Genomic DNA, 25,848 nt, shown 5'->3' on the forward strand with positions numbered 1-25,848 from the left:
ATTTCAAATAAAGATTATGAATAGATTATTAGTTATATTTTCTTTGATTGGCTTTTTAGTAATTGATATGTATGGTCAGGATGCTGTACAGTACAATAACTATATTGCCAACCAGGGAATGTTAAACCCGGCATATAATGGTACTCGTGATATTATTAGTGGATTAGTTACGCACCGTAGCCAGTGGATTGGTATGGAAGGTGCTCCTATGAATCAAAGTATAAATGTTCATAGTCCAATTGAAGATACAAACATAGGTGTAGGTTTAGTGATGCAAAACGACATGATAGGCTTCTCAAATACCTTTGATGCTATGGTTGCCGGATCCTACAAAATAAACCTAGATAATAGGGGTAAGAAATGGGTATCGTTGGGCTTACAAATGGGAGTCACATCTTCTGTTTATGACGGAACCAAAGCTATTACTGATGAATTAGATCCCGTTTTTCAGGGAAGAACCTCGAAAGTTGGTTTTAATACTGGCTTTGGGGCATACTATTATGCTACAGATTATTTTCTTGGTTTCTCCATACCTAAAATGTTATCCCAAAGTTTTGATGAATCAACATCGCAGTTTACAAATAAGTTTGATGTGAAGAATATGACTATGTTTATATACGGTGGTTATGTTTTCGATATTGAACCTGTAAAGGTAAAGCCTACCTTATTATTTAGGGAAGTATACGGTGCCCCTTTGCAATTTGATGTAACATGTAATGTATTATTAGCAGAAACCATATGGGTAGGTATGTCTTATCGATCGACATCTCATTTAGTATTCTTATCTGAATTTGTTTTAAACAGACAGTTTACTTTTAGATATTCATTCGACTATGCCTTAAATTCATTAAGTCAATTCTCACAATATGGTTCGCATGAGATTGGCTTACAATTCGATTTTACTTTTAATAAGCGACCTGGAATGAGGTCTATAAGATACTTTTAATGCTTATTGTTCGACAACAAATAAATGCTTAAGAAAAACAATAGCATAAAAAATAGCAATTTTAAAAAATGTTTGTAACTTTTGTTAAATAGTTAACATGGGAACCACTTTTGATCTTACATATAATATGAAACATATTACTAAGTATTTAATTTTTTCAGTAATTCTTTTTACATGTTTGCAAGGCACAGTTGCCCAAAGTAAATCTGTAAAGAAAGGTGATGGATATTATAAAAAAGGAGAGTATTATCATGCTCTAGTTTCATATAATTACGCAAGAACCGAGGGAGAAGAACTCGATTCTAACACTAAGAAAAAAATAGCCAATTGTTATTATCAATTAAATGATATACAAAATGCTTTTGAATATTTCGCAAGTGTGCAAGATGATCTTTCGGGTGATGATGTTTTAACTTACGCTATGGTAGCACATCGTTTTGCTGCGTATGATATGGCGATTGAATGGTATGAGTTAGCCAAGAAAGAAGGTGCTAATGCTATGAAAGTTAATGAGCTTATCGAATCTTGTAAATGGGCTTTAGCGAATAATGAATTTGATGAAGATTATCGTGTTAACCCGAGTAGTATATTTACTTTTGGTCAGTCATTTGGTATTCAGTTTTATAAGTCAGGGGTTGTGTACTCATCTTCCTCTTCTGAAGGAAATACAAAGAAGATTGATAAACAAGGAAAGGCTTTTTTAAATTTATACTTTTCTGAATTGGTAGATTACGAAATTCAGAAAGGAAGTTTATTCTCTAAGAGTCTGAATTTTGACTATCATATTGGAGCAATCAGTTTTACCACTGATTATAACACAATGTACTACACACGTAGTGTACGCGTAAAAGGAGGACAAAGTAAACTTAAGATATTTAGAGTAGAGTATGATGGTAAAGATTGGGGTAACGAGTTAGAATTGCCTTTTAATTCTGATGATTATGATTGCGCTCACCCGGCAGTATCTCCTGATAATAAATTTATTTATTTTACCTCAAATAAAAAAGGCGGCTATGGAGGGAAAGACCTCTATAAAGTGGAACGTCTACGTGGCGGCAGTTATGGTAAGGTAATCAACCTAGGTCCAGAAATCAATACATTTGGTGATGAAGTATTTCCATTTGTAGCTAAAGATTATACTTTATATTTTTCATCAGATGGACGATTGGGTTTTGGTGGTTTGGATTTATATAAAGCAGAATATGAAGAAGGTGCCTGGAAGAATGTAGCGAATATGTTAAAGCCGTTCAACTCGGAGCGTGATGATTTTGGTTATGTCCAAAATCCACAAAATAAGAACAAAGGGTTTCTATCAAGTAACAGGACTGGAAATGGTGATAAGGATGCAATCTTTTATGTTAATTTCATAGGTCAGGAAGAATCTGATGAGCCTAAAGTTGGTGAAGAAATTGTATTAGAAGAACTACCCGAAGAAAAAGTAGAAGTTGTTGTTCCTGTAGTAGTAGCACCTGTTATTATTGAAAATACACTACCTGCAAGTTTTAATCCAACAATAAAGTCAAGCATGGGTAATGTGCCTGTTGCTGGTATTCAGTGTGAGATCGTCGATGATGTTACTGGTCAGGTTGTAGCCACAGGTATTTCAAACTCGAACGGAAAACTTGCTCTTACGATACCAGATGCTTATAGAAAAGAAGGTCAGGAGTTCGAAGTAGTTTTCTCAAAGGATGGGGATTACGTTTCAAAACGAATGATAGTAAATATTATGGAGCTAGAAGACTTATCTAAAAATGGCGTTACTTTAACTCCTGTATTTAATGATGTTGTTTTAGATGATTTAAGTGAAATGGTCCTTTACTATAAAAATGGTGAGCTTACCGCAGATAGTGAAAAGGTATTAGGTCGTTTAGCAGCTTATTTAAATGCAAACCCAAATATTGTAGTAAAATTAAATACCCACACTGATGCTAAAGGTAGCAAGTTAGATAACCTATTAAACTCTCAATCGATGGGAGAGAAGGTTGAAGGTATGCTTGTGGATAAAGGTGTGAATGATGATAGTATGATTCCTCGTGGTTATGGTGAGCGCTATTTAGTAAATGAGTGCAAAAGAGGGGTTGTATGTGATGAAAGTGAGCATCAAAAGAATAGAAGAGTAGAAGTAATTGTTTGGAAAGTGAATAAGTAACTAATATTGATAATACAGACTATTGATGGAACAAATAAGTAAGTTTAATATTCACTTATAGTGATGAATTGAATTAAATTACTTGACGTTTCAATTGTCAAAAACAAATAAATATAACAGATGAAAGCTAATATATTATTCTTAACAATATTCTCTTGGTTCTTAGGCTTTACTTTTTTTACTGCTAATGCGGATAAATTGGAACATCTTAGAACTTCAAAAAAGATTGTGAGTGTAAGCCACCTACCAACTTCAGATGATTTTGCAGTTCAAATTATAGCTTTAAAGTTACCCGCAAACGAACCTGGATTCTTTAACAATATTGAAAATGCTCGTGAGTTTACCTGTTCTGATGGATATGTGAGGTATACAGTAGAGAGTTTTGCTACCTACAATGAGGCCAAAGCAATGGTAGACCATTACAAAGAGTTGGGATATGTACAGTCTTTTGTTGTTAATTGTGCAGATTACATTTTAGACGGTTCTGTAAAAAATCGATTTGATCCCAATGCCAATTATACGGTTCAGTTAAGTGCTTTTCGTTTTCCAGTCTATTTAAGCCACTTTGATGGTGTAGATAATGTAATGGAGTTCTATATGAAAGATAGGGTCTATAGATACACTGTTGGAAGCCTAAAACATGAAGCAGCTGAGGTATTGCTTGCCGAATTAAAAAAGAAGGGCTATAAAGATGCCTATATCACTGCCTTGGATCCTTATTTGCCATTTCAAATTGAATAATGCTTGATATTCTACTTAAAGAACTATCTTTGCAGAAATAGCAAGTCAGTCTATCGCCGCACTATGTGGGGAGGAAAGTCCGGGCAATAAAGAGTACCATGCTTCCTAACGGGAAGATACTTGTGAGAGTATAGTAATGTAACAGAGAATAACCGCCTTGCTTTCGGGTAAGGTAAGGGTGAAAAGGTGAGGTAAGAGCTCACCGGTGTTTGTGGCAACATGAATAGCCGTACAACTGATGGATTGCAAGACCAAATATATTACGATTTCCTTCGGGATACAGAGCTACTCGCTTTGATATTTATAGTCGTAAGGGGTAGGTTGCTGAAGCTTATGAGTAATTATAAGCTTAGACAAATGATAGACACATTCCTTTGTGAATGACAGAACCCGGCTTATCGACTTGCTATTTTCTTTTAAACTATATCCATGAATGATTATATACAAAGAGCCGTAAAGTATTTTACAGAAGATATTTGGAGAGTGCAAAAGTTTGAACTCTCTAAGCCTCATGTATTAATTATTAACACGGTACGTATCATATATCTGGCTGTTAAGGGATTCATCTACGACCGCTGTCAGCAAAAAGCTTCTGCACTCACTTTTTACTCACTTTTATCAGTAGTACCACTACTTGCCTTAATTCTTGGAATTGCAACAGGATTCGGATTGGATAATGTTGTTGAAAGGGAATTGATTAAACATCTTTCCACTCAGCGAGAGGTTCTGGATTATGTACTTAAGATGGCAAAGAACTACGTTAGTCATACCAATGAAGGTATTATTGTTGGAGTTGGTTTGGTGCTCCTGTTTTGGTCTGTGATGAAAGTGTTGGGTAATATTGAGCAAAGTTTTAATGAAATTTGGGAGGTGACACGCGCAAGAAGTTTTGCACGTAAATTCACAGATTACCTTGCTATACTTGTTGTAGGCTTATTGTTTTTAGTTTCAACGAGTAGTATGTTAGTTTTTGTCGCCAATAAATTCGGCGAAATAGAATTGTTTAATAACAATGGTTTTGCTGAAGCCATAAATTTATTATTGCCATTTTCATTAACAAGTGTTGTATTTACGCTATTGTTCTATATTATGCCTAATACAAAGGTTACTATACTTTCAGCAGCAGTTGGAGGTATTGTGGCAGGTATATTATTTCAGTTGTTACAGTATTACTATTTTCATTTTCAAGTAGGTGTTTCTCGCTATAATTCTATTTATGGTAGTTTTGCAGCCTTACCTTTATTTTTAATATGGTTACAATCGAGTTGGCTAATTGTTTTATTTGGAGCTGAAATAGCATTTGCTGTGCAAAATGTAAACAGTTATGAGTTTGAAGCCGATACTAAGAATCTTAGCAATCGGTATAAAAAAGTGGTTGCACTTATTGTTACTTATAATGTTGTGAAGCGTTTTAAGGAAGGAATGAAGCCCAATGATAGTTTACATATGTCAGTGGATCTGAAAATTCCCATAAGGCTCTTAAATGAGGTTATAATGGCTCTTATAAAAGCAGAGGTAATTGTTGAAGTTAATTTGAATGACGGAGACACTGGTTTTATTCCTGCAGTTGATATTAATACATTAACTACTTACGATGTAATTGATAAAATGGAAAACGCAGGTATTTCAGATGTGTATTATGAGAAAACAGAGGAACTAATAAACTTCGAAGGGGTGGTTAACGATTTTAATAAGACCTTGATCAGTCATAAATCAAATATCCTTGTAAAAGATATGTAAAGAAAAAAGGTTACTGAAAACAGTAACCTTTTTTTATAAGAGCCGCATCAACCGGATTATTTAAACTCCTGTAAACAGGATTTGAGTGTGCCGTGATTCGCAGTAATCCTCCGTACCATAAATGATAACCCGAAGGCGAGGCCCGCCTTTAAACCATGCAACTTTACTCGGTTCTATTGTAGCGTTGAGTTTAACAATCTAAATAAATTGATGCGGTGTGCATTTGTCAATAACTACATAACAAAAATAGGCATTAATAGTATTCTAAGCAAGTATTAAGGCGGCTTTTAGGCTTATGATGCTCGTATTACTTCGTAAAATATTTTCTAACAAACATATACGCGTTCACTTTTTTTGTTGCTAAATATTTAACTAATATTGCAAACATGCGCTATGCCATTATAGATATAGAAACCACGGGGAATAAAGCCACTCTTGGAAAGATCACAGAGATTGCTATTTACGTTCACGATGGAAAGGAAATTGTAGATGAATTTGTATCCTTAGTTAATCCCGAGCAGTATATTCCTCCTTTTATCACTCAGCTTACAGGTATCACAAATGATATGGTGAAAGATGCCCCAAAGTTTTACGAAATTGCTCGTAGGGTGGTTGAGGTTACTGAAGATTGTATTTTTGTAGCACACAACTCTAGCTTTGATTATGGGTTTATTCAAGCTGAGTTTGAAGCTTTGGGATTTCAATATGAGCGAGAAACTCTGTGTACAGTTAAGTTGAGCAGAAAGCTAATACCTGGACATAAGTCGTATAGTTTGGGTAAAATATGTGATTACTATGGAATAGGAATAAATGGCAGGCATAGGGCAGCTGGCGATGCCATGGCGACTGTCAGCTTATTTGAGATATTATTATCTAAGAACAGTGGTATTATTATCCCGGCAGATAATGGATATGTATCCTTAGCCGATTTGCATCCTAATTTAGATATTAATAAGGTTAAAGAGTTACCTCATAGCACTGGCGTTTACTACTTCTATAATGAATCGGATGAATTAATTTATATTGGTAAAAGTACCGATATCCGCAAAAGAGTATTTAACCACATTGGTAATGTAAAAACTCAGAAGGCTATTAAGATGAAGAGTCAAATTAGTAGAGTGGAATATGCCATTACTGGGAGCGAATTAGTAGCATTGTTAAAAGAGTCGGCAGAAATTAAAAAGAATAAGCTAGTTTATAATAAAGCACAGCGTCGTAATAAAGTGTTTTATGGTATTTTCTCCTTTAAAGATAGGAAAGGTTACATTCGCTTTAATATTGCTAAAAATGATGGTCGTTTAACCCCTCTTATTAGTTTCGATTCACAAAAGGCGGCTAAGGAGTATATGATGAATTATGCTGAGGAGTTTAATTTGTGTCAGAAGTTAAGCGGATTATCAGACTCTGTAAGTGCCTGTTTTCAATATCAAATTAAATTGTGCAAAGGTGCCTGTGTGGGTGAGGAAGCCAGTTCAGAGTATAACCTTAGAGCAGAAGCTTTCATCAAGCGTATATCGTTTGGAAATAGTTCTATGATTATAAAAGATATTGGCCGAACAACTGAAGAAAGTAGTTTTGTACTTATCGAAAAAGGAAAATACCTAGGTTATGGTTTTGTAGCTAGTGATACTTCGGTAACAGATACTAATTATTTAATTGATCAATTGGTTTATCAAGAGGATAATTACGATGCTAAAATTATAATAAAAAGGCAACTCAGCGAGAATGAAAACCTAGAGGTGATTAAACTTTAGGTGCCTTTGGTTCTGCAATAAGGTTGTTTTTATTAACTATAATTCGCTCGTGTGCACCAATAGCAATCACATCATTTTCATCATCCAATAACACAAAATCAAAAAAAAGTTTCTCGTCATCTATATACTTCAGGTGTACCGATGTAGTAACCGTTTCTTCAATATAAATAGGTTTTGTATGTTTAATATTAATTTCAGCAGTTATAGTTGTATGTTCTTTAGGTAGGTGTTTATTCAAAAGTATATTACAAGTTTGTTCCATCAATAATAATAACGAAGGGGTAGTTGCATAAAGGTTGTCTCCTAAGTTTTGGTTTGAAGCAATAAGGTTATCAGTTATCATTTTTTTAAAAGATAAACTCATTCCTTGTTTTAAACTATTCTTCATATCTCGTATTTTATAATTCTAAAATCAATACGTAATTTGTTTTCTAAACTTAAAGTATTTAGGTAAACCGCATTGTGATTTTAGAGTCCTATTTGAACTTATTAAATTACAAAAAAAAAGATAAGATGTACATCGTTTTTTACGAGTAAGGTAAAAATACATAACAAAATACCCTAAGCCAATTATAACAATCAACTTAGGGTATTCTTTTATTCTTAATTGTTTAAATATTAAAACTCACTAGTAAAGTGAAATTCAATATCTTCGAAGTTTTGTTGTGCCAACTGAAGCATGTACGATGAGTCTGCTAAAAACACATCTCTTCCTTGCTTGTCTTTTGCCATATACTGGTGCTTTCTCTTTTTAAAGTCAGCCAGTTGGGCTGCGTTTTCTGAGCGTATCCAACATGCTTTATGCAAGTTAATAGGCTCGTATCTACATTTGGCATTATACTCGTGTGCCAAACGATGCTCAATAACCTCAAACTGAAGTGCACCAACAGTACCAATTACCTTACGTCCGTTAAAGGAGCTAGTAAATAACTGCGCCACACCTTCGTCCATTAGCTGATCAATACCCTTAGCCAATTGCTTCGATTTCATCGGATCATCGTTCTCAATGTATCTAAACAACTCTGGCGAGAAACTAGGCAAGCCCTTAAAGCTCATCTTTTCGCCACTGGTTAATGTATCACCAATAATAAAGTTACCCGAGTCTGGCAAACCAACAATATCACCAGGGAAAGCCTCATCAATAATCGATTTCTTCTCAGCCATAAAAGCAGTAGGAGAGGAGAATTTAAAGTTTTTCCCCTGACGTACGTGCAAGTAGTTTTTGTTACGCTCAAATTTACCCGAGCATATTTTCACAAAGGCAATACGGTTACGGTGGTTCGGATCCATGTTGGCATGAATCTTAAATACAAAACCACTGAATTTATCTTCCTCAGGTTTTACCTCTCTTAAATCAGTGTTCGAAGCTTGTGGTTTTGGCGCAATCTTTAAAAAGCAGTCCAATAACTCGTTTACACCAAAGTTATTTAAAGCACTACCAAATAAAACCGGAGCCAAGTTACCCGCTAGGTAATCTTCCACTTCAAATTCAGGGTAAACACCCTCAACAAACTCATGCTCTTCGCGCAATACTGCCGAAGCATCGTCGCCAATGTAGCCTTCAAGTTCCGAGCTATTAATATCAGCAAAGCTAATACTTTCGCCAAGTGTTTGTTTACTTGCCTCAAACAAGTTAAGGTTCTGTTCAAATATATTATATACCCCCTGAAAGCTTGGTCCGTTTCCTATAGGCCAACTTAATGGGCGAACGTTAATCTTTAATTCCTCTTCAACCTCTTCCAATAAGTCGAACGGGTGCTTACTTGGGCGGTCCATTTTGTTAATGAAAACAATCACAGGTGTATTTCTCATTCTACACACCTCCATTAACTTACGAGTTTGTGCCTCAACTCCCTTAGCGGCATCCACCACAATAATTACACTATCAACCGCTGTTAAAGTACGAAAGGTATCCTCAGCAAAATCCTGGTGACCCGGAGTATCCAAAATGTTTACCTTGTGCCCACCATATTCAAAGCCCATTACCGAAGTAGCCACCGAGATACCTCTTTGCTTCTCAATTTCCATAAAATCCGAAGTAGCAGTCTTCTTAATCTTATTCGATTTAACAGCTCCTGCCACGTGAATAGCACCACCAAATAACAATAATTTTTCAGTAAGTGTTGTTTTACCTGCATCGGGGTGACTAATAATAGCAAATGTCCGTCTGCGTGATATCTCTTCTTGTAATCCCATTTTGAATCTGTTTTAAGCGGCCGCAAATTTAGTTAATGTATTTAACTTATACTAAACTAAGTCTTTCTTTTATCCTAAGTGCGTTTATATATAATGTGGGCGCCTTAACCAGCTATCCGTTATAGCTTCTGCGCCTTTGTTAAGTTTGCTTAGTTGGTGCGTGTGCTCCTATGGTCGCAACGCATCAACAAAGCGCCCTAAACAAAGTACTGCAAAAGGCTGTCACTCCTATCAGGGGCGCGGTGCATATAATGTTCCTGAGTAATTACTTAAGAGCATAATTATGGTTTTTATCAATGTCGCTAATTTTATATATTTGTTAGTCTACTATTTAACCAACTATTTTATGGATGATTCATTAAGTGAGTTTTTAGAGAACATTAGTAAAATCACAGCCGATTATAAGGAATATGTAAAAATGCGTGATGCTTTTGCTAAAGATTTGGCGCAAGCCCTATCAAAATACACACTAAAAAAATACCCCTTTATAAATAATAATACCGAACGAGTACAATTTCTTGAGAAGGAAGCTAATGATAATGCGCTATTGGCTTTCGAATATGTGATAGATGCAATTGAAAAGGAAGACTTTGGTGAAGAAGTAAAATCAGACTGGAAAATACCCCGACAACAAACCGATAAAGAATATGAAGTAGAATTAGAAGAGTTCTTAACTCTTATGCCCAACGAAAAGCATGACATTGCCAGAAAGATTTATGGGAAGGATAGAGAAGATCTAATACAGGCCAAGCAGGAAGAAATAGATTTGCATAATATAATAAAGAGAGTTATAGTACAGCACTTTGAAGCAGATATTATAGGAATTGATGCCGATAATATCCGTTACCTCGATTACATAAGTTGGTTAATGTGTGGCTTTGGTTTTTTAGATATTATGTACCAATGCGCCGAAGCTAGTGGCTACAATTAACATGCTGGGCTTATAATTAATGCGTCTATTTGGTATAAATACTTTGATTTGCTGAAAAAATGTTCAATTTTTAAGGTTCAAACTGAAAAACTACAACTAATTATGAGTTGGACTAATTATCACGGGCATAGCAAATATTGCGATGGTCACGGCGAAATAGAATCTTACGTGCAAAGTGCAATCAAACTCGGAATGCCAGTTCTTGGTGTTTCTTCGCATGCTCCCGTTCCTTTTGAGTGTTTCTGGACCATGAAACCAGAAAGCTTAAGTAATTACAATGCCGAATTAATTACGCTGCAAGGTAAGTATGAGGGTAGAATAAAACTACTCCGATCACTCGAAGTAGATTACGTGCCCAAGCAAATTGGCCCAAATACCGATTACATAAAAGCGCTTCAGCTCGATTATATTGTGGGCTCCATCCACTTTATTAACCAACTTAATAATGGCGAGTATTGGGCTATTGATGGCAGCTTCGAAGAGTTTCAGCAAGGCCTAAACGAAATATTTAATGGCGATGTAAAAGCAGTGGTTCAGGAGTTTTACCGACTAAACCGCGAAATGATTGACACTCAAGATTTCGAAATAGTAGGGCATCTTGATAAAATAAAAATGCATAATGCCACCGAGGTCATCTTTAATGAAACCGATCAGTGGTACAAAAACGAAGTTATTGAAACCCTAAAAAGCATTGCTGCAAAAGATTTAATTGTAGAAATAAATACCAAGTCCATAGAACGAAACGGACTTTTATTTCCGGGTATTGAGTGGTTCAGTACCATGTGCGAAATGGGTATTAAAGTAACTATAAATAGCGATGCCCACTTCCCTGAAAAACTAATTGAGGGTTTTGAGTTTGTGGCCGAAGAGTTGCTAAAAGCTGGGTATACCCATTTAAGCGAATACATTGACGGACAATGGCAGCAAGTTGCATTTACAAAACACGGGATTCAATGGAATTAGTAAAAATAGATATAAACACCCCTTCTCATCAAGCTGCTATTATTGAATTAATGAACGATTATATGCTCGATGAAATGGGACTTGGCGCACCCATGAAAGCGGGTTTAGCAGAAAAGATTATTGCGGGTTTAAAAGAGCAGCCTAATTATTTAGGCTTTCTTTATTTTGATGGAAACGAGTTTGTTGCCTTAGCCAATTGTTTTGTAGCTTTCTCAACATTTAAGGCCAAGCAGCTTTTTAATATTCACGATTATGTGGTGCATCAAAAATATAGAGGAAAGGGGTATGGACGTTCCTTTTTAAAAGCCATAAATGATTATGGTGCCGAGCACGATTTTTGCAAAATAACCTTAGAAGTAAGGCACGATAACCCGAAGGCTCAGAGACTTTATAAATCACTAAATTTTGAAGAGAGCAACCCTCCAATGTACTTTTGGTCGGCAGAGTTGTAATGGCTAGCTTTCTATAGATAGTAATATTTATTATAAAATAGTAGTATGACTAGAACCTTATTATTTGTTTTGATTTGTTTAGGTACATATGTAAAATCACAAGAAAAAAAGAAGCCTATAATTTTATTGAAAGAGACACATTCTGCGAATCCTTCTATAGAGAATTATTTGGAGGTGTCTGAATGTGATTCAACTTACCGATTAACCTTTTCATATTTGCAATGTAGAGATGAAAGTCGCTTAACTAGAAAAGATAAAAAGGGAAAAAAAAGTTAGCTAAGTTATATATAAAGGAGACAGATAGAAAAGAAATAGCTAAGTATGAAGTTCAGATGTTAAAGTATATAGATAAAGAAAAGGTGTTCACTCATGAGGAAGTTATGGTTAGTAAAACTAATGATTCGGACTTCTCGGAGAAAGTTAATGCCATATTAATGAGCGAAAAACTACTTCTCGAAAGAGATATTAGAAAAGGTACATATATTACACTCGATGAAAGGTGTTTAAAACTTGAAGTATACCAAGATAGTAAAATAGAGAAGACTGTATGTATTTACGGTGCAAGTGCAGAATCACATCCAATAGTTTATAGCTTTTATAGACATGCAAAAGATATTAGAAATGATAGTCGTTAATATATAGATTTTGTTAAAAATAAAGTATTCTTAGTGCTAAGGCATGATACTCCCAATAAACAAGTTCTACGCAAACCGCTATCTTAAACAAAGCATGCCTCCAATGTACTTTTGTTCGGTAGACTTTGTAAGTCATTCATATATGAACGTGTATGAGGTGTGGGGAATGGTTACGAAAAAATGCCCATCATTTTTCAAAAAACAACGGACATTTTTTTAAAAACATCCGTCATTTTTCTAAAATCGTTGGGTGGTTTTTGTGTATTAACCTTAAACTAACTTTTTTTAGAGTTGAATATCTATAAATCAACCCCAACCGGACAATGATCCGACCCCATTACATCCTTTAAAATATAAGCATCTTTTATTTGAGGTAATAAGCTTTCTGAAGATAAAAAGTAGTCGATGCGCCAACCTACATTTTTGCCTCTTGCACCAGCTCGGTAGCTCCACCATGAATACATGTCTGTTTTATCAGGGTTGATGTGGCGGAATGTATCGGCTAAGCCCCCTTGTGTGAATCTGTCCATGCCATCAATTTCTTCTTGCATAAAACCGGCCGACTTGTTGTAGTTTGGTTTCGGTCGGGCTAAGTCAATGGCTTTGTGTGCCACGTTAAAATCGCCACAAACTAAAACTGGTTTCGTCTTTTCAAGGTCTTTTAAATAGTTGAAGAATGCCTTATCCCAATCTTGTCGGTATGGGAGGCGCGCCAAAGCACTACCTGAGTTGGGTACATAAACAGTAACCACAAAATAATTTTCGTACTCGGCACATAAAACCCTTCCTTCGGTATCGTGCTCTTCAATGCCCATATCTTTAGTTACGTTTAGGGGCTTGGTTTTTGAAATAATGGCCGTACCCGAGTAGCCTTTCTTTACTGCTGAGTTTGAGTAAATATGATAACCTTCGAGCGGAGCAAGGGTTTCCGCCACTTGATCGTCTTGTGCTTTGGTTTCTTGTAGGCAAAAAACATCGGCATCTATATTTTTAAAATCTTCAAAAAAATTCTTTTTGGCAACGGCTCTGATGCCATTTACATTCCACGATATTATTTTCATTATGCTTTTGTCTTATACTAAATACCTGGGTATTTATATTTTTTGTAATATTTTACAAATATAACTTTATACGGCATTTTATGTTTCGAATACTTTATATTTTACTGGGTGTTATTTGCCGCGACCTCGATAGGCGTGATAGCCCTTTGCTTTTGTGGCTTTGTGCAGCTTACTTGGTGGCTGCGACCCCAGGAAGCACCCGCACAAGTTAGCTAAACATGGCCACAAAAATAAAGGCTAAAACAGATAGCGAGATATGGTTCGCCATAATATTACTTTTTCTTGTACTTATCTGTGGTTTAGTTTATTTTTGGGAAACATTTAAACCACTAGCATGGCAAATAAAACATCAGACTTAGAAAAGGGCGTGCAACTTTTTAACGCCGGTTGTAATTGTGCGCAGGCCACACTGCAAGGTATTGCGCCTGATAATATGAACTCGGAACAAATGCAATTGATATGTTCTGCCTTTGGAGGCGGAATTGCGCGATACGGAAAAACCTGTGGGGCTGTTACGGGTGCCCTAATGGGAATTGGTTTAAAATATGGCTATACCCTGGATACAAAGGATAGTGAAGCGGCAAAGTGTTTAAATTTATCGCAGTTATTGGTTTCTAAATTTGAAGCGGAATTTGGTTCAAGCGATTGTAAAGCCCTAATAGGTTATGATATTTCAGACCCAGAGAAAAAGGAGCTAGCTGGTAAATCGGGTGTTTTTGAAACACGATGCCCTAAATTTGTAGCGGGAGCCATAAAAATAGTTGAGGAACTAGATTTGTAGGTTGTTTATATACAGATTTATTAGTGGTTGCTGGTTATGTTATTAAAAATTAGTATCTTAACGTTGAAAAATTTTAAAATGCATAATATGAGACCAAAACTACCCTTTTTATTATTAACTATAGTTTATTGTTTATTGAGTTGTAGCAGTAATGCTCAAATTTTGGATGCTCAAATTTTTGGCTTTGAACCAGATGAAGGAATTCAATTTAACCAAGGTGGTATAATTACCACAGGAAACATTATAGAAGCTTGGGAAGAAGAGGCGGGATTTAGTCAAACAAGTGAAGATAAACATACAGGTAGCTATTGTGTAAAGGCCGTTTTAAGTAATACAACTGACCCATTGCCTAAATTAAATACAGAATATGCTATTACAGGAGAAGGTACTTTTAATTTAGCGGCAGATACCTATACAGGAAGTATATGGGTGAAGATTATAGGAGATAAACCTAAAGCAATAAAAGCAACTTTTGATAAGCCTAGCGATACACCATCTTTAATATTTAATTTGAATGATTTAACAGAAGCTGATGGTTGGGTTGAAGTAACTCCTAATAATCCGATAATTGTAACCTCAGCTACAGTGAGTAATTCTATAAGATTTGCTATTCAGGATGTTAGTAAAATCGGCGCAGGGGGGGGAACCTTGTATTTTGATGACTTTAATATTGTTAAGGATATATCCACAGATGAAAAATCGATTGCAGGTAATGATATTACTATTACTAACACAACATCTAATCTAAAGGTTGAAGCACCTATAAAAAGTAGAATTTATATTTACAATACAACAGGCTTTTTAATGCATTCTATTGTAACAGAGTCTAACAAAACGGAGTTTGCTATAAGTAATTATAAAGTTGGTATTTATATCGTTAAGGTTGTGTCGGATAATAGTACTTACTCAAAAAAAATTATTAAAAGATAAGTATAGCTCTTCTACATAGGTATAATAGTTTAATCATTAAAATGCCCTTATTTCCTTAAATAATTTGGCATTATAATGTATAAAATAGCAAAGAAACTGGATGTTTACAATATCCAGTTTCTTTGTGTTTAACTCAATTTTCTTTTATAAAAAGTAATAGTGAACTACAGCTGGTAAGAAGTATAATGTTAGTTTTATATGGATAAATAAATTTGTGTGAATATAAAAATGTTATTTTTGCACTTTCAAAATTTAAATATTAATGATGGATATACAGTTATTGACGGCAATTTCGCCAGTAGACGGACGATACAGAAGCAAGGCGGATGGTTTAGCACTTTATTTTTCAGAGTATGCATTAATTCGCTACCGTGTTTTAGTGGAAGTGGAGTATTTTATTACGTTATGTGAGCAGCCATTACCACAACTGGCAGATTTCGATAAGTCGCTTTATAACGATTTAAGAGATATTTACAAGAAATTTCAGTTAGAAGATGCCGAGCGTATCAAAGAAATTGAAGGGGTAACTAACCACGATGTTAAGGCTGTAGAGTATTTCATTAAAGAGAAATTTGACGTTCTTAAATTAGATAAATATAAAGAGTTTATTCACTTCGGATTAACTTCACAGGATATTAATAACACCGCAATTCCTTACTCGTTGCGCGATGCTGTTAACGAGATGTATTACCCATTATTAGAAGAGCTAATTGAGCAATTAGATGGCTTATCTAAGGATTGGGAAGATATTTCAATGTTAGCTAAAACGCATGGTCAGCCAGCTTCTCCTACTCGTTTGGGTAAAGAGATGAAGGTATTTGTGGAGCGTTTAAATACACAATTAAACTTATTAAAAAGGATTCCTTGTTCGGCTAAGTTTGGCGGTGCTACAGGAAACTTTAACGCACATAAGGTTGCATATCCTGAAATTAACTGGGTTGATTTTGGAAACAACTTTGTAAATAATGTATTAAAATTAGATAGAGAGCAGTATACAACTCAAATTTCTAACTACGATAACTTAGCTGCCATTTTTGATAGCTTAAAGCGTATTAATACAATTATGTTGGATCTTTCGCGCGATTATTGGACTTACATTATGATGGAGTACTTTAAGCAAAAGATTAAAAAAGGTGAGGTAGGTTCAAGTGCTATGCCACATAAGGTAAATCCAATTGATTTTGAAAATGCTGAAGGTAACCTAGGTATTGCCAATTGTTTGTATGAGCACTTATCGGCTAAGCTTCCTGTATCTCGCTTACAGCGCGATTTAACTGATTCAACCGTATTACGTAACATTGGTGTACCTATTGCACACACGGTTATTGCCATTAAATCCTTACAAAAAGGATTGGGTAAATTGTTATTAAACAAAGCTGCTATCGATAAAGATTTAGAGGATAACTGGGCAGTAGTTGCTGAGGCTATTCAAACTATTTTACGTCGCGAGGCATATCCAAACCCATACGAAGCGTTAAAAGAGTTAACACGAACAAATGAAGGCATTACAGCCAAAAGTATAGCTGAATTTATTGAAACTTTAAATGTATCAGAAGCAGTGAAAGATGAACTTCGTTCAATCTCTCCTCAGTCTTATACAGGAGTTTAAGCATTTCGGTATAATTTTTTTGAAAGTCAGCCTTGCTATTACTACTTTAGCGGCTGACTTTTTTTGTACATCGTAATGATGTTTTTACAGACTTAATAGATTAATGAAAGATTTTATTCAGATTCTAAAGCGATTTATACCTCCGTATAAACGTGCCCTTGTTTTAAGTATTTTTTACAACATTATATCAGCCTTGTTTTCAGGAATAGCTATGCTATTTATGATTCCTATTTTAGAGGTGCTATTTCAAACAGCAAAAGAGGTAGATGTTTTGTTGCCTTGGCAAATGACAAAAGATGTGTTGGCCAATAATTTATACTATTACGTTACCCTTGTGAAGTTAAAATACGGGGTTGTATTGGTTATGCCATTTATTGGATTATTCATGCTTGTGGCAACCTTAATTAAGGTGGGTAGCATGTATATGGCCGATCATGAAATGGTAGGTATTAGAAATGGAGTAGTAAAGGATTTACGTACCCAAATTTTTAATAAGCTAATGCGTTTGCCAATGGCTTATTTCTCCGATGAGCGTAAAGGCGATTTGATATCTCGCGCCACAGGCGATGTTACCGAAGTTGAAGGTTCAATAATGGCCTCGATAAATATGTTATTTAAAAACCCAATTATGATTATTGTATCGGTTGGATTTTTATTTGCCATTAGTTATCAGTTAACCATTTTTGTTTTTATTATGCTGCCTATTGCAGGTTGGATTATTGGTAAAACCGGAAAAACCTTAAAGCATAAATCTAAAGAAAGCAGAACTAAGCTTGGCGATTTATTAGGGATAGTAGAAGAAGCATTAGGAGGTTTAAGAATAATTAAAGCCTTTAATGCAGAGCCTAAAATGGAAAGGTGGTATGGCGATGAAACAGAGCAATACCGCACCATAATGAATAAGCTACAGCGTAGATATGCCTTAGCGCATCCGGTCAGCGAATTTTTAGGAACCATTGTAATGGTGTTTATAGTTTGGTTTGGTGCCATTATAATTAATGGCGAGGGAAGTACTCTTGATGGGGCTAGTTTCATTGCTTATATCGGGGTATTCTATCAAATTATTAATCCTGCAAAACAGTTTTCAACAGGATACTTTAACGTGCAAAAAGGCTTGGCGGCCATGGAGCGTATTGATACCATTTTACTCGCTGAAAATAAAATTACAGATAAAGCAACTGCCATTGATAAAAAAGGGTTTGAAACAGCCGTAGAATATAAAAATGTGACCTTTGCCTACAAGGATAAAAAGGTACTTAAAAATGTATCTGTTTCTATTCCTAAAGGAAAAATGGTTGCCTTAGTTGGTCAATCGGGCTCAGGTAAAACAACCTTTGTTGATCTAATGCCTCGTTTTTACGATATACAAGAGGGAAGCATTGAAATTGATGGCACTGACATTCGTGATATGAAAGTATTTGATGTTCGCGAATTAATGGGTAATGTCAATCAAGAAGCCATTTTATTTAACGATAGTTTCTTTAATAACATTGCTTTTGGCGTTGAAGATGCCACTTTAGAGCAGGTTGAAAATGCCGCTAAAGTAGCGAATGCCCACGAGTTTATTATGGCTACTGAAAATGGTTACGATTCTGTTGTGGGCGATAGGGGAGGAAACCTTTCGGGAGGCCAACGCCAACGTATTAGTATTGCGCGTGCTGTACTTAAAAATCCCGATATTTTAATTCTCGACGAAGCCACATCGGCCTTAGATACCGAATCGGAAAAGCTAGTGCAAGAAGCCTTAGAAAATTTAATGAACTCACGAACTTCAGTGGTTATTGCTCACCGTTTATCAACCGTGCGTAATGCCGATATGATTTGTGTTTTTGATGATGGAGAGATTGTAGAACGTGGTACACATGACGAGTTAAAAGCTAAAGGCGGTGTCTACAGTAAATTGCACGATTTGCAGGTGCGATAATTATACCGTATAATTTTAAATAATCAGATTTAAATATGGAGCTTGTCTTTTTTCAGACAGGCTCTTTCTTTTTGGGGCTTCCCCTGCGGGTCGGGCCATCCGCTATATCTTTGCTTCGCCAAAATGGGCTCACAAAGGATGCCGCTTCTGTCCCTAAGCCAACTGGGTTCGCAGGCAATATAGCAGCCGCATTTTTTCTTTAAACAACTTCTTTAACAAAAATGCAAACCCCATTGCTGTAAAACCATTTTTAGGCAAAAAAATGCCATCCCCTAAACCGATATGTTCCACCATGCATTAAAAAGTATCAATCCGCAAAAAGGATTCTGTATCTGCCATCATAAAGTCCCCTCCCGAAAAAATAAAAGGTTCATCATCGCCTAAAAAGTACCATACACAAAATGTAGATGGAGCATCTGCGTTTGTAAAGTACCCTCTCCAAAAAATAAATGCATCATCGGGGCCCAAAAAGTGCCATCCCCAAAGTGTTGATGCTCTATCGTGGATAAAAAAATACCATCTTGAAAAAAAAGAAGCCCTTTTAATCCCTAAAAAGTACCATCCCGAAAAAAGGATACAACTTAATAAGCTCCAGTTGTACCCTCACGCAAATGTAGATGCCCCTTCAGAATGAAAAGCATGGCCTCACCAAATAGTTGATGCCATTTCACGGGCGAGGATGAGAAATAAAGAAGTAGAAGATTGCACTCCCTACTTGTATTGGAACTCAACCAACGAGAAACTGGCTATTTTTAGTTCTCCATCTATTCTTTTACCAGTTAATGATACCATGGTATTAGTGGTGTATTTACGATTATCATTCTCATACAAACTCATTTTAAGTTTATATAAAGCATTAAAAAAGCTATTTTCCTTGGTTTCAATATCAAGTATATTAATGTTGTCAATTACATACCTGCTCTTTTTTTCTTTGCTTAAATCCTTTAAATGTTTCTTATAATCCTCGTGATTATACTCTGCAATATGACCCAAATTATCGGTATCTATTTTTACGTGTTTAATAGAGAATTGAGGTAAGAAATATTGTAAAACAGCCCCTTCTTGTTGCTCGCTTCTAAGTTGGTTAATGGCAGTATGTAAATTGGTAATTAAGTTTTTTATTTCCTGATTCTGAACTTGCTTTTGCTGCTTCTTTTCACTTAGCATGCTTAAGCTTTTATCTTTACTTCGAATCACTTTTGTTAACGAATCAGTAATTAGAGTTTCTGCGGCATAATCCTTTTCCAATGCAATACGTTTTTTACGCTCATTTAGGTAGTTGGCTTTTAACGATTTCTCATCTAATTTAGAATCTTCTATGGAGTCTTTTAGTAATGCCATCTCCTTATTGAGTAGTTCTGTTTCATACTGCGCTGTATTTATCGAGTCTTGATTTACTGCAGGTGTTTTAGTACTCTTTTCTGAAGGAGCATTGCAGCTTACAAAAATCATAGTGATACCGATGAAAAATAAAAATAGCTTCATAAGGAGTGTTTTTAAAAGTTTATATACTTAGCTGGTATATATTTATAATCTTTATTTACTCTAAATATTATCGAAATCATTGGTGTAAATGAATAAGCCCATCCATTGGGTTTTATATTCCCAGCACCAAATAGGGGAGCAAAAGCAATGGTATGAATCTCATCAAAAATATAAGTAAAGGTTGGCCCGCCCCTTATAAACTCAATGCCAGTAAAGCTTTCCGACCAACGATAGAATGGCCCAACTAAACCGCCAATTAAAAGTTTTTTACTGTAAATGTAATTGTATGAGAAAACGATCCGAATACCATGCCTTACGTTGTTTTTGTTATCAAAATCAAGTTGATACTTTGTTTGTGTAACAAATTGAGAGTTAAAGCCATTCTCTCCCGATCCTAGATACTGTTTATTTACAGCACCTAGTCCTAACCTAAAGTCTAATCTATCAGACTGAACACTGGCCCTAAAGTCAGGAACTACCTCCCAATTTTTATTAGGTGTATAGGCAAATACACCCTCATAAAACCATTGATTCAAACTTTGCATGTTATTATCAACACGCCACTGAAGTTCGTGCGAATGCCTATAATCTTTATCACCGCCAAATACTATTTTGTTACCTAGTATAAGCCAATTGTCCCACCTATCTATTTCATTTTGGCTATACGTTGAGGCACAGGCAAGCATAAATAAGCTTAATGCTATAGTTTTTGTAAGCGATGCTCTTTTCATATATAATTGAATTATAAGGTCAATCGAGCTCTGATTCCTCCTAAAAACATTGTATCTTCTTCAGAATTTAAGGCCGGATTTATTATAAACTGTACATCTGGAGTAAGCGCAAACTTTGTTGAAATCTGAAAGCGGAAAAAAGCTTCCATTGATATTTGATTGTCTAATCCAGTACCCCATGTTGATTCATTCACTTCGCCCCAACCAATGGCTCCTGCAAGTAAATGACCTCCATCAGCAAAGTAGTGGCCTAAACCTGTGGTAATTGATTTCTGAAGTATAGAGCCGCCATCCTCGGCATAACCCCCTCTTAAAAAAGGCATCAATTTATCATTCACAAACCAGGTGCCCGAGAAATTTAAACCCCATCCATCGGGCGAAGCCTGAAAATTGCTGCCATCGCTATGCCAATACATCACATGTATATTATCGAAGTAATGACGATCTCTGCCATTGACCCAACCAAGCTCTATACTTTTAAAATATTGATTTTCTGAAAAGAAAGTTTCAAAACTTTTAAATGGCTTTGTTGGGTCTGAGTTGGTATCATTAATACCTGCAATCAAATAAATATTTTCGGTAAGGTAAGCAGCAAGTGCAATGCCTAAGTTTACATCATTCGGAACAAACATGGTTTGAGAACCAGTACTAAATTGGAAATTGGTGAAATGCATCCAAGGACTTGCTAAACCATACACATCAATATAATCTGTAGCATCTAATAAGCCAACAGCCATCGATATTTTACCATTGGCAAAACGCTGACGCCAATAAAAGTTGGTCATTCTAAAGCCATCATCACTAAATGGAGGCAAAACCATACCCACGTAACCTGATTGAAAACCAAAATTCTTAAGTGAAGTATTGGTGTATTTATGCCTATGCTCCAATTTAAATATAAATGCCCCTGTGTTATTTTTGCCTTTACCAATTAAATCCCAGCTACCATATAAACGCACCATACCACTTCCTGCAGCATTGTTGCCAATACTATGGTTTGTACCAAAGTATGCAGCACTATAGTCAAGCCCATAATTGATTCCGGTTTTTTTGTGTAATTCCGTTTTTAATCCGAAATAGGCTTGCATCCATCCTAATTCAAAAAATGGTTGTTTCGGCTTCTGGTCTTCTTCTAATGTGCGCTCAACATTATCCGGTCCTACAAAGCTGTTGCTTTTTTTTCCTTCTTGCTCTTGTGCATTAAGAGTCAATGTGGCAAATAAAATACAGATTATATATATGTTGTTTTTCATAGACCTAGTTTATTTATCAATAAATTTCGCTCTTTAATGTTTATTTACCGAGGCATTTTCCGGACTGCTCTCTTCCCATACTTGGCGGTAAACTCGCATTTTGTTACCACCGTATATTTTCTTGATTATAGGGAAAAGGGTTTTTATAGTATTGTTTATTAATAGTTATTATTTTACAAGCTTGTTAAATTTTATTAGCTCAGTATCAATTGCAGTTTTATAATTCAAATCTGCAGCTTTAGCTTCATCAAGTAAAACTTTATATTCCGTTTTCATTGAGTTTGAAACAGGTCCTTCTGAGTGGTCTAATATGCCGCTCATAAACGAAAGTTTAAATAGTATAGTTGCCGGTAGGTTAATTACTTCAGCCAAAGTTCGCCCAGTTGAAACATAGCTGCCTTCGTAAGAATTCACCGTTTTGGCAATTACATCGTATTGTTTCTGAGCCTTTTTAATTGCACTAGGGGAAGCACCAGAAGCCTCTAAAACTTCAAGTTTAGATTTTGCATCATCACGAACCTTCAAGGCATCCATTACATTTTTAGTCATTTGTGATGCTGAGTTATACATGTTCATCCAAAATTCAAACTTCGCATCGGCCTGAGCCTGCGTATATTTTTCTTTTGGACTCATATGGATTTTAAACTTCTGTGTTTCACTATAACCATCTACCGTTAATTTAACCTGATATTCTCCCGGTGCTACTATAGGAATGATTGCAGTAGCAGGGCGTTGCGGAACTCGTGGTAACATGTTAATACGCATATCCCAAACAAATTTATTTAAACCACTGTTGAAGTCGTCTCCTTTACTAAAATTAAGCATCATGTGCTCCTTGCCGTAGTTGCGAATTACCTTATTATCACTGTTCATTATTTCTATTGAAATATCTTTAGGTTCACTCTCAAGCTTGAAATAGAAAGTTGGTCCAAGAGGTTTCGGATCTCCAGCATCTATAAATTTGCGTTTGCGTTCGCCATTAACTTGCTTAAAACTTTCTTCGTAATAAGTTAAACCAGGACGCATATTCTGCACAAAATAATTCTTTTTCATAGCAGGGTCACCACCCGGTACATAATCTAACCACCAGTTATAACCAAAGCGCGTATGATCTTGGATAGGGTATAGGTGTGTGGGTTTTGAGGCAGCTTCAGTTCCTAACTCACGAAGAGGTGTAATATCTTCCATTATCCAAAAACCACGTCCGTTTGTAGCTATCACTATGTCATTGTCCTTTATCTTAATATCAACCACAGGAACGGCAGGTAAGTTGGCTTTTAGTTTATCCCAACTTTTACCATCGTTTAGTGAATAATAAGCTCCTGTTTCAGTACCCACAAAAAGAAGATTTTTACGCACTTTATCCACTCTAATGGTACGCGTAATTTCTTCCTGAGGGAAATTGACAGATAAATTGATCCAAGTTTTCCCGTAGTCGGTAGTTTTAAAAATGTAAGGCTTATAATCATTGTAGGTGTTAAAGTTTGAGAAAACAACATATGCTGTGGCAGCATCATAAGGCGAAGGTTCAATTTCGTATACCTGCGAGTATTTGGGTAATGCTTTATCCTTAATAGAAATATCTTCCCAGCTAGCACCTCCATCTTTTGTGATAGATATTTTTCCATCATCGGAACCAACCCAAATTACGCCCTGTTTTATAGGCGACTCATCAAGACGCTTAATGGTGCTATAAATCTCCTGACCAAAGTATTCAGATAGCCAAGGTGTACCAGTTATTTTTTGGCGATCCTTTAAATCATTTGTTAAATCCGGACTAATAACCTCCCATGTTAATCCTTCGTCGGTACTTTTAAACACCACATTACCTCCTAAGTACAAGGTTTTATTATCATGAGGAGATAAAAAATAGGCTAAATCCCAGTTAAAACGGTATTTTAGATCATAAGCATTTAAGCCAAACAAAGGAACAGGCCACACTGAACGCACTTCGTTTTGTCCGGTTGCGATATTATTAACCGTGAAAGGAGCACCGCTTCCCATAGGGGCTCCACCCGAAATATTGTAAACAATGTTTAAGTCGTTCGGATTAGGTATAACGCTACTGGTCTCACCATTGCCAATAATAGTAGTTTCATATCCCGAAATCCCTCCCCAACGTGAAGCACTTGGTACTTTATACGCCAAAACATCTTGTCCGCTGCCGTATACATTATAAGGAAAATCATTATCTACATTAACGCGGTAAAATTGTGAGTTTTTCTGTGTATGTTGGCTACTCCATGTATTACCACCAGTCATACTAATTTGGCAACCACCATCATTTGTGCCAATCATTCTATTTGGGTCTTTGGGGCAAATCCAAATATCATGAAAGTCGTCTTTAATGCCCGGGTCGAGCACCCAAGTTTTTCCTCCATCTTTGCTCATAAACATTCTGTTGTTTGGGGACCAAAGCTCGTTGGCATCATGTGGGCTTGCAAAAATGTGGCTGTAATAAAATGGGCGCCCTATAATTTGGAAGTTATCTGACACAAAACTCCAATTATCTCCTAAATCATCAGATACATATAAACCAGGTTTAGTTTCTGAATCAATTAGTGCGTATACTTTTGTAGCATTTGCTGCCGACATGGTTATACCCGTTCTACCACGCTCTTTTTCAGGTAAACCTTTATTATAAGTTATTTCAGTCCAATTATCACCACCATCCGTCGATTTGTAAATTCCCGACTCAGGACCACCTGTTTTTGGTCCCCATGCTTTGCGTTCAAACTCCCACATAACAGCAAATAGCACATCAGGGTTTGATGGATTAAGAACCAAATCAATTACACCTGCTTTATCGCTTTTAAAGAGTACTTGATTCCATGTTTTACCGCCATCTATAGTGCGATATACACCACGATTAGTCCCAGGACCAAAAGCATCGCCAAAGGCTCCAACGTAAACAATATCAGGGTTAGTTGGGTGCACTCTAACTTGAGATATATGTCTCACCTTATCTAAACCAATATGCGACCAATTATCACCACCATCAGTAGATTTATATACACCGTCGCCCCAACTTACATTATTACGCATTTGGGGTTCTCCTAGTCCTACATAGGCAATGTCTGGGTTCGACTCAGAAAACTCCATCGCCCCAATGCTTCCGTAGTTAAAATCATCATCACCCACAGCTTCCCAATAGGTACCTGCATCTTCCGTTTTCCATAAGCCATTGCTCGCACCATGAAAAAAAGTATTTGGTTTTGTAGGATGCCCAATCACTACGGAACCTCTATTTCCGATGATAGGTCCAATAAACCGCCAAGTGAGGGCATCAAATTGAGTGGGTCTTTCTTGGGCAAATCCTAAAGTGTTAAGTGTTAGAAATGCTATTAGAATTATTAAGCAAAGTTTTTTCATAGCAATTAATTTAAAATTTAGATCTTATATTTTTAGTGTATTATATAGACAAAATGTAATGCTAAGTTGTTGATATGGGATTAGATAAATTGCTGCTTCAATATTTAATTAACAGTAACCTATTTATTATGTTCAAATTAAGGAAAGTGCTCATAAGAGTCAACAAAAAGGGGAAGTAATTGTGGGAGTATCGGG

Annotated in this window: 20 protein-coding genes and 1 other RNA gene; 14 read left to right on the plus strand and 7 right to left on the minus strand. The window is 35.9% G+C overall.

Features of this window, described 5'->3' with window-relative positions; all coding sequences use genetic code 11:
• Positions 1-16: 16 nt before the first annotated feature.
• From A8B35_RS13890 to A8B35_RS13915, 6 genes are all read left to right on the plus strand, one after another.
• Positions 17-946: a PorP/SprF family type IX secretion system membrane protein gene (locus tag A8B35_RS13890; protein ID WP_068473671.1), complete on the plus strand. Its 930-nt coding sequence runs from the start codon at positions 17-19 to the stop codon at positions 944-946.
• A gap of 127 nt (positions 947-1,073) precedes the next feature.
• The gene (locus A8B35_RS13895; protein ID WP_068473756.1) at positions 1,074-3,095 is read left to right on the plus strand and encodes an OmpA family protein; all 2,022 of its coding nucleotides are present in this window, start codon (positions 1,074-1,076) and stop codon (positions 3,093-3,095) included.
• 120 nt (positions 3,096-3,215) lie between these two features.
• A complete protein-coding gene (locus A8B35_RS13900) occupies positions 3,216-3,836 on the plus strand; it encodes a hypothetical protein (protein ID WP_068473674.1) in 621 nt (206 codons plus the stop codon).
• A 37-nt stretch (positions 3,837-3,873) separates the two neighbouring features.
• Positions 3,874-4,250: RNase P RNA component class A (rnpB, locus tag A8B35_RS13905), an RNA gene on the plus strand.
• Positions 4,251-4,265: 15 nt separating this feature from the next.
• The gene (locus A8B35_RS13910; RefSeq protein WP_068473677.1) at positions 4,266-5,576 is read left to right on the plus strand and encodes a YihY/virulence factor BrkB family protein; all 1,311 of its coding nucleotides are present in this window, start codon (positions 4,266-4,268) and stop codon (positions 5,574-5,576) included.
• Positions 5,577-5,962: 386 nt separating this feature from the next.
• Positions 5,963-7,330, plus strand: a complete 1,368-nt coding sequence (locus tag A8B35_RS13915) for an exonuclease domain-containing protein (RefSeq protein ID WP_068473680.1) — start codon at positions 5,963-5,965, stop codon at positions 7,328-7,330.
• Here A8B35_RS13915 and A8B35_RS13920 read toward each other — a convergent pair.
• A complete protein-coding gene (locus A8B35_RS13920) occupies positions 7,320-7,718 on the minus strand; it encodes a thioesterase family protein (protein WP_068473683.1) in 399 nt (132 codons plus the stop codon). The genes A8B35_RS13915 and A8B35_RS13920 overlap by 11 nt on opposite strands.
• Positions 7,719-7,948: 230 nt before the next feature.
• Positions 7,949-9,526 (minus strand): peptide chain release factor 3, encoded by a 1,578-nt coding sequence (locus A8B35_RS13925; RefSeq protein ID WP_068473686.1) that lies wholly within the window; start codon positions 9,524-9,526, stop codon positions 7,949-7,951.
• Between the two features lie 346 nt (positions 9,527-9,872).
• On the opposite strand from A8B35_RS13925, the gene A8B35_RS13930 reads away from it, so the two are divergent.
• The 4 genes from A8B35_RS13930 to A8B35_RS13950 all read left to right on the plus strand — a co-directional run bounded on the left by A8B35_RS13930 (position 9,873) and on the right by A8B35_RS13950 (position 12,507).
• The gene (locus A8B35_RS13930) at positions 9,873-10,457 is read left to right on the plus strand and encodes a hypothetical protein (RefSeq protein WP_068473688.1); all 585 of its coding nucleotides are present in this window, start codon (positions 9,873-9,875) and stop codon (positions 10,455-10,457) included.
• A gap of 102 nt (positions 10,458-10,559) precedes the next feature.
• A complete protein-coding gene (locus A8B35_RS13935) occupies positions 10,560-11,420 on the plus strand; it encodes a histidinol-phosphatase (RefSeq protein WP_068473690.1) in 861 nt (286 codons plus the stop codon).
• On the plus strand, positions 11,411-11,872 hold the full coding sequence (locus A8B35_RS13940; RefSeq protein ID WP_068473693.1) for a GNAT family N-acetyltransferase: 462 nt from the start codon (positions 11,411-11,413) through the stop codon (positions 11,870-11,872). Before A8B35_RS13935 ends, A8B35_RS13940 begins: the two co-directional genes overlap by 10 nt.
• A gap of 332 nt (positions 11,873-12,204) precedes the next feature.
• Positions 12,205-12,507, plus strand: coding sequence for a hypothetical protein (locus tag A8B35_RS13950; protein WP_068473699.1), 303 nt, complete (start codon positions 12,205-12,207; stop codon positions 12,505-12,507).
• A gap of 299 nt (positions 12,508-12,806) precedes the next feature.
• On the opposite strand, the gene A8B35_RS13955 is transcribed toward A8B35_RS13950, so the two are convergent.
• The gene (locus A8B35_RS13955) at positions 12,807-13,568 is read right to left on the minus strand and encodes an exodeoxyribonuclease III (protein WP_068473701.1); all 762 of its coding nucleotides are present in this window, start codon (positions 13,566-13,568) and stop codon (positions 12,807-12,809) included.
• Positions 13,569-13,902: 334 nt separating this feature from the next.
• Here A8B35_RS13955 and A8B35_RS13960 point away from each other — a divergent pair, with 334 nt between their 5' ends.
• The 4 genes from A8B35_RS13960 to A8B35_RS13975 all read left to right on the plus strand — a co-directional run bounded on the left by A8B35_RS13960 (position 13,903) and on the right by A8B35_RS13975 (position 18,812).
• The gene (locus tag A8B35_RS13960; RefSeq protein WP_068473704.1) at positions 13,903-14,349 is read left to right on the plus strand and encodes a C-GCAxxG-C-C family protein; all 447 of its coding nucleotides are present in this window, start codon (positions 13,903-13,905) and stop codon (positions 14,347-14,349) included.
• Positions 14,350-14,436: 87 nt separating this feature from the next.
• Positions 14,437-15,279, plus strand: a complete 843-nt coding sequence (locus A8B35_RS13965) for a T9SS type A sorting domain-containing protein (protein ID WP_171973213.1) — start codon at positions 14,437-14,439, stop codon at positions 15,277-15,279.
• Positions 15,280-15,541: 262 nt separating this feature from the next.
• Positions 15,542-16,888 (plus strand): adenylosuccinate lyase, encoded by a 1,347-nt coding sequence (gene purB / locus A8B35_RS13970; protein ID WP_068473711.1) that lies wholly within the window; start codon positions 15,542-15,544, stop codon positions 16,886-16,888.
• Between the two features lie 103 nt (positions 16,889-16,991).
• Positions 16,992-18,812 carry an ABC transporter ATP-binding protein gene (locus tag A8B35_RS13975; protein WP_068473715.1) on the plus strand — a complete coding sequence of 607 codons (1,821 nt, stop codon included), beginning with the start codon at positions 16,992-16,994 and terminating at the stop codon, positions 18,810-18,812.
• Between the two features lie 711 nt (positions 18,813-19,523).
• Here A8B35_RS13975 and A8B35_RS13980 read toward each other — a convergent pair.
• From A8B35_RS13980 to A8B35_RS13995, 4 genes are all read right to left on the minus strand, one after another.
• A complete protein-coding gene (locus tag A8B35_RS13980; RefSeq protein WP_075603184.1) occupies positions 19,524-20,297 on the minus strand; it encodes a hypothetical protein in 774 nt (257 codons plus the stop codon).
• An 11-nt stretch (positions 20,298-20,308) separates the two neighbouring features.
• Positions 20,309-21,028 (minus strand): hypothetical protein, encoded by a 720-nt coding sequence (locus A8B35_RS13985; RefSeq protein ID WP_068473720.1) that lies wholly within the window; start codon positions 21,026-21,028, stop codon positions 20,309-20,311.
• Between the two features lie 11 nt (positions 21,029-21,039).
• On the minus strand, positions 21,040-22,281 hold the full coding sequence (locus A8B35_RS13990) for a carbohydrate porin (RefSeq protein WP_068473723.1): 1,242 nt from the start codon (positions 22,279-22,281) through the stop codon (positions 21,040-21,042).
• 168 nt (positions 22,282-22,449) lie between these two features.
• The gene (locus A8B35_RS13995; protein ID WP_068473726.1) at positions 22,450-25,653 is read right to left on the minus strand and encodes a WD40/YVTN/BNR-like repeat-containing protein; all 3,204 of its coding nucleotides are present in this window, start codon (positions 25,651-25,653) and stop codon (positions 22,450-22,452) included.
• Positions 25,654-25,848 lie beyond the last annotated feature (195 nt).

The organism is Saccharicrinis aurantiacus, assembly GCF_001660705.2.
Classification (GTDB): Bacteria; Bacteroidota; Bacteroidia; order Bacteroidales; family Marinilabiliaceae; genus Saccharicrinis; species Saccharicrinis aurantiacus.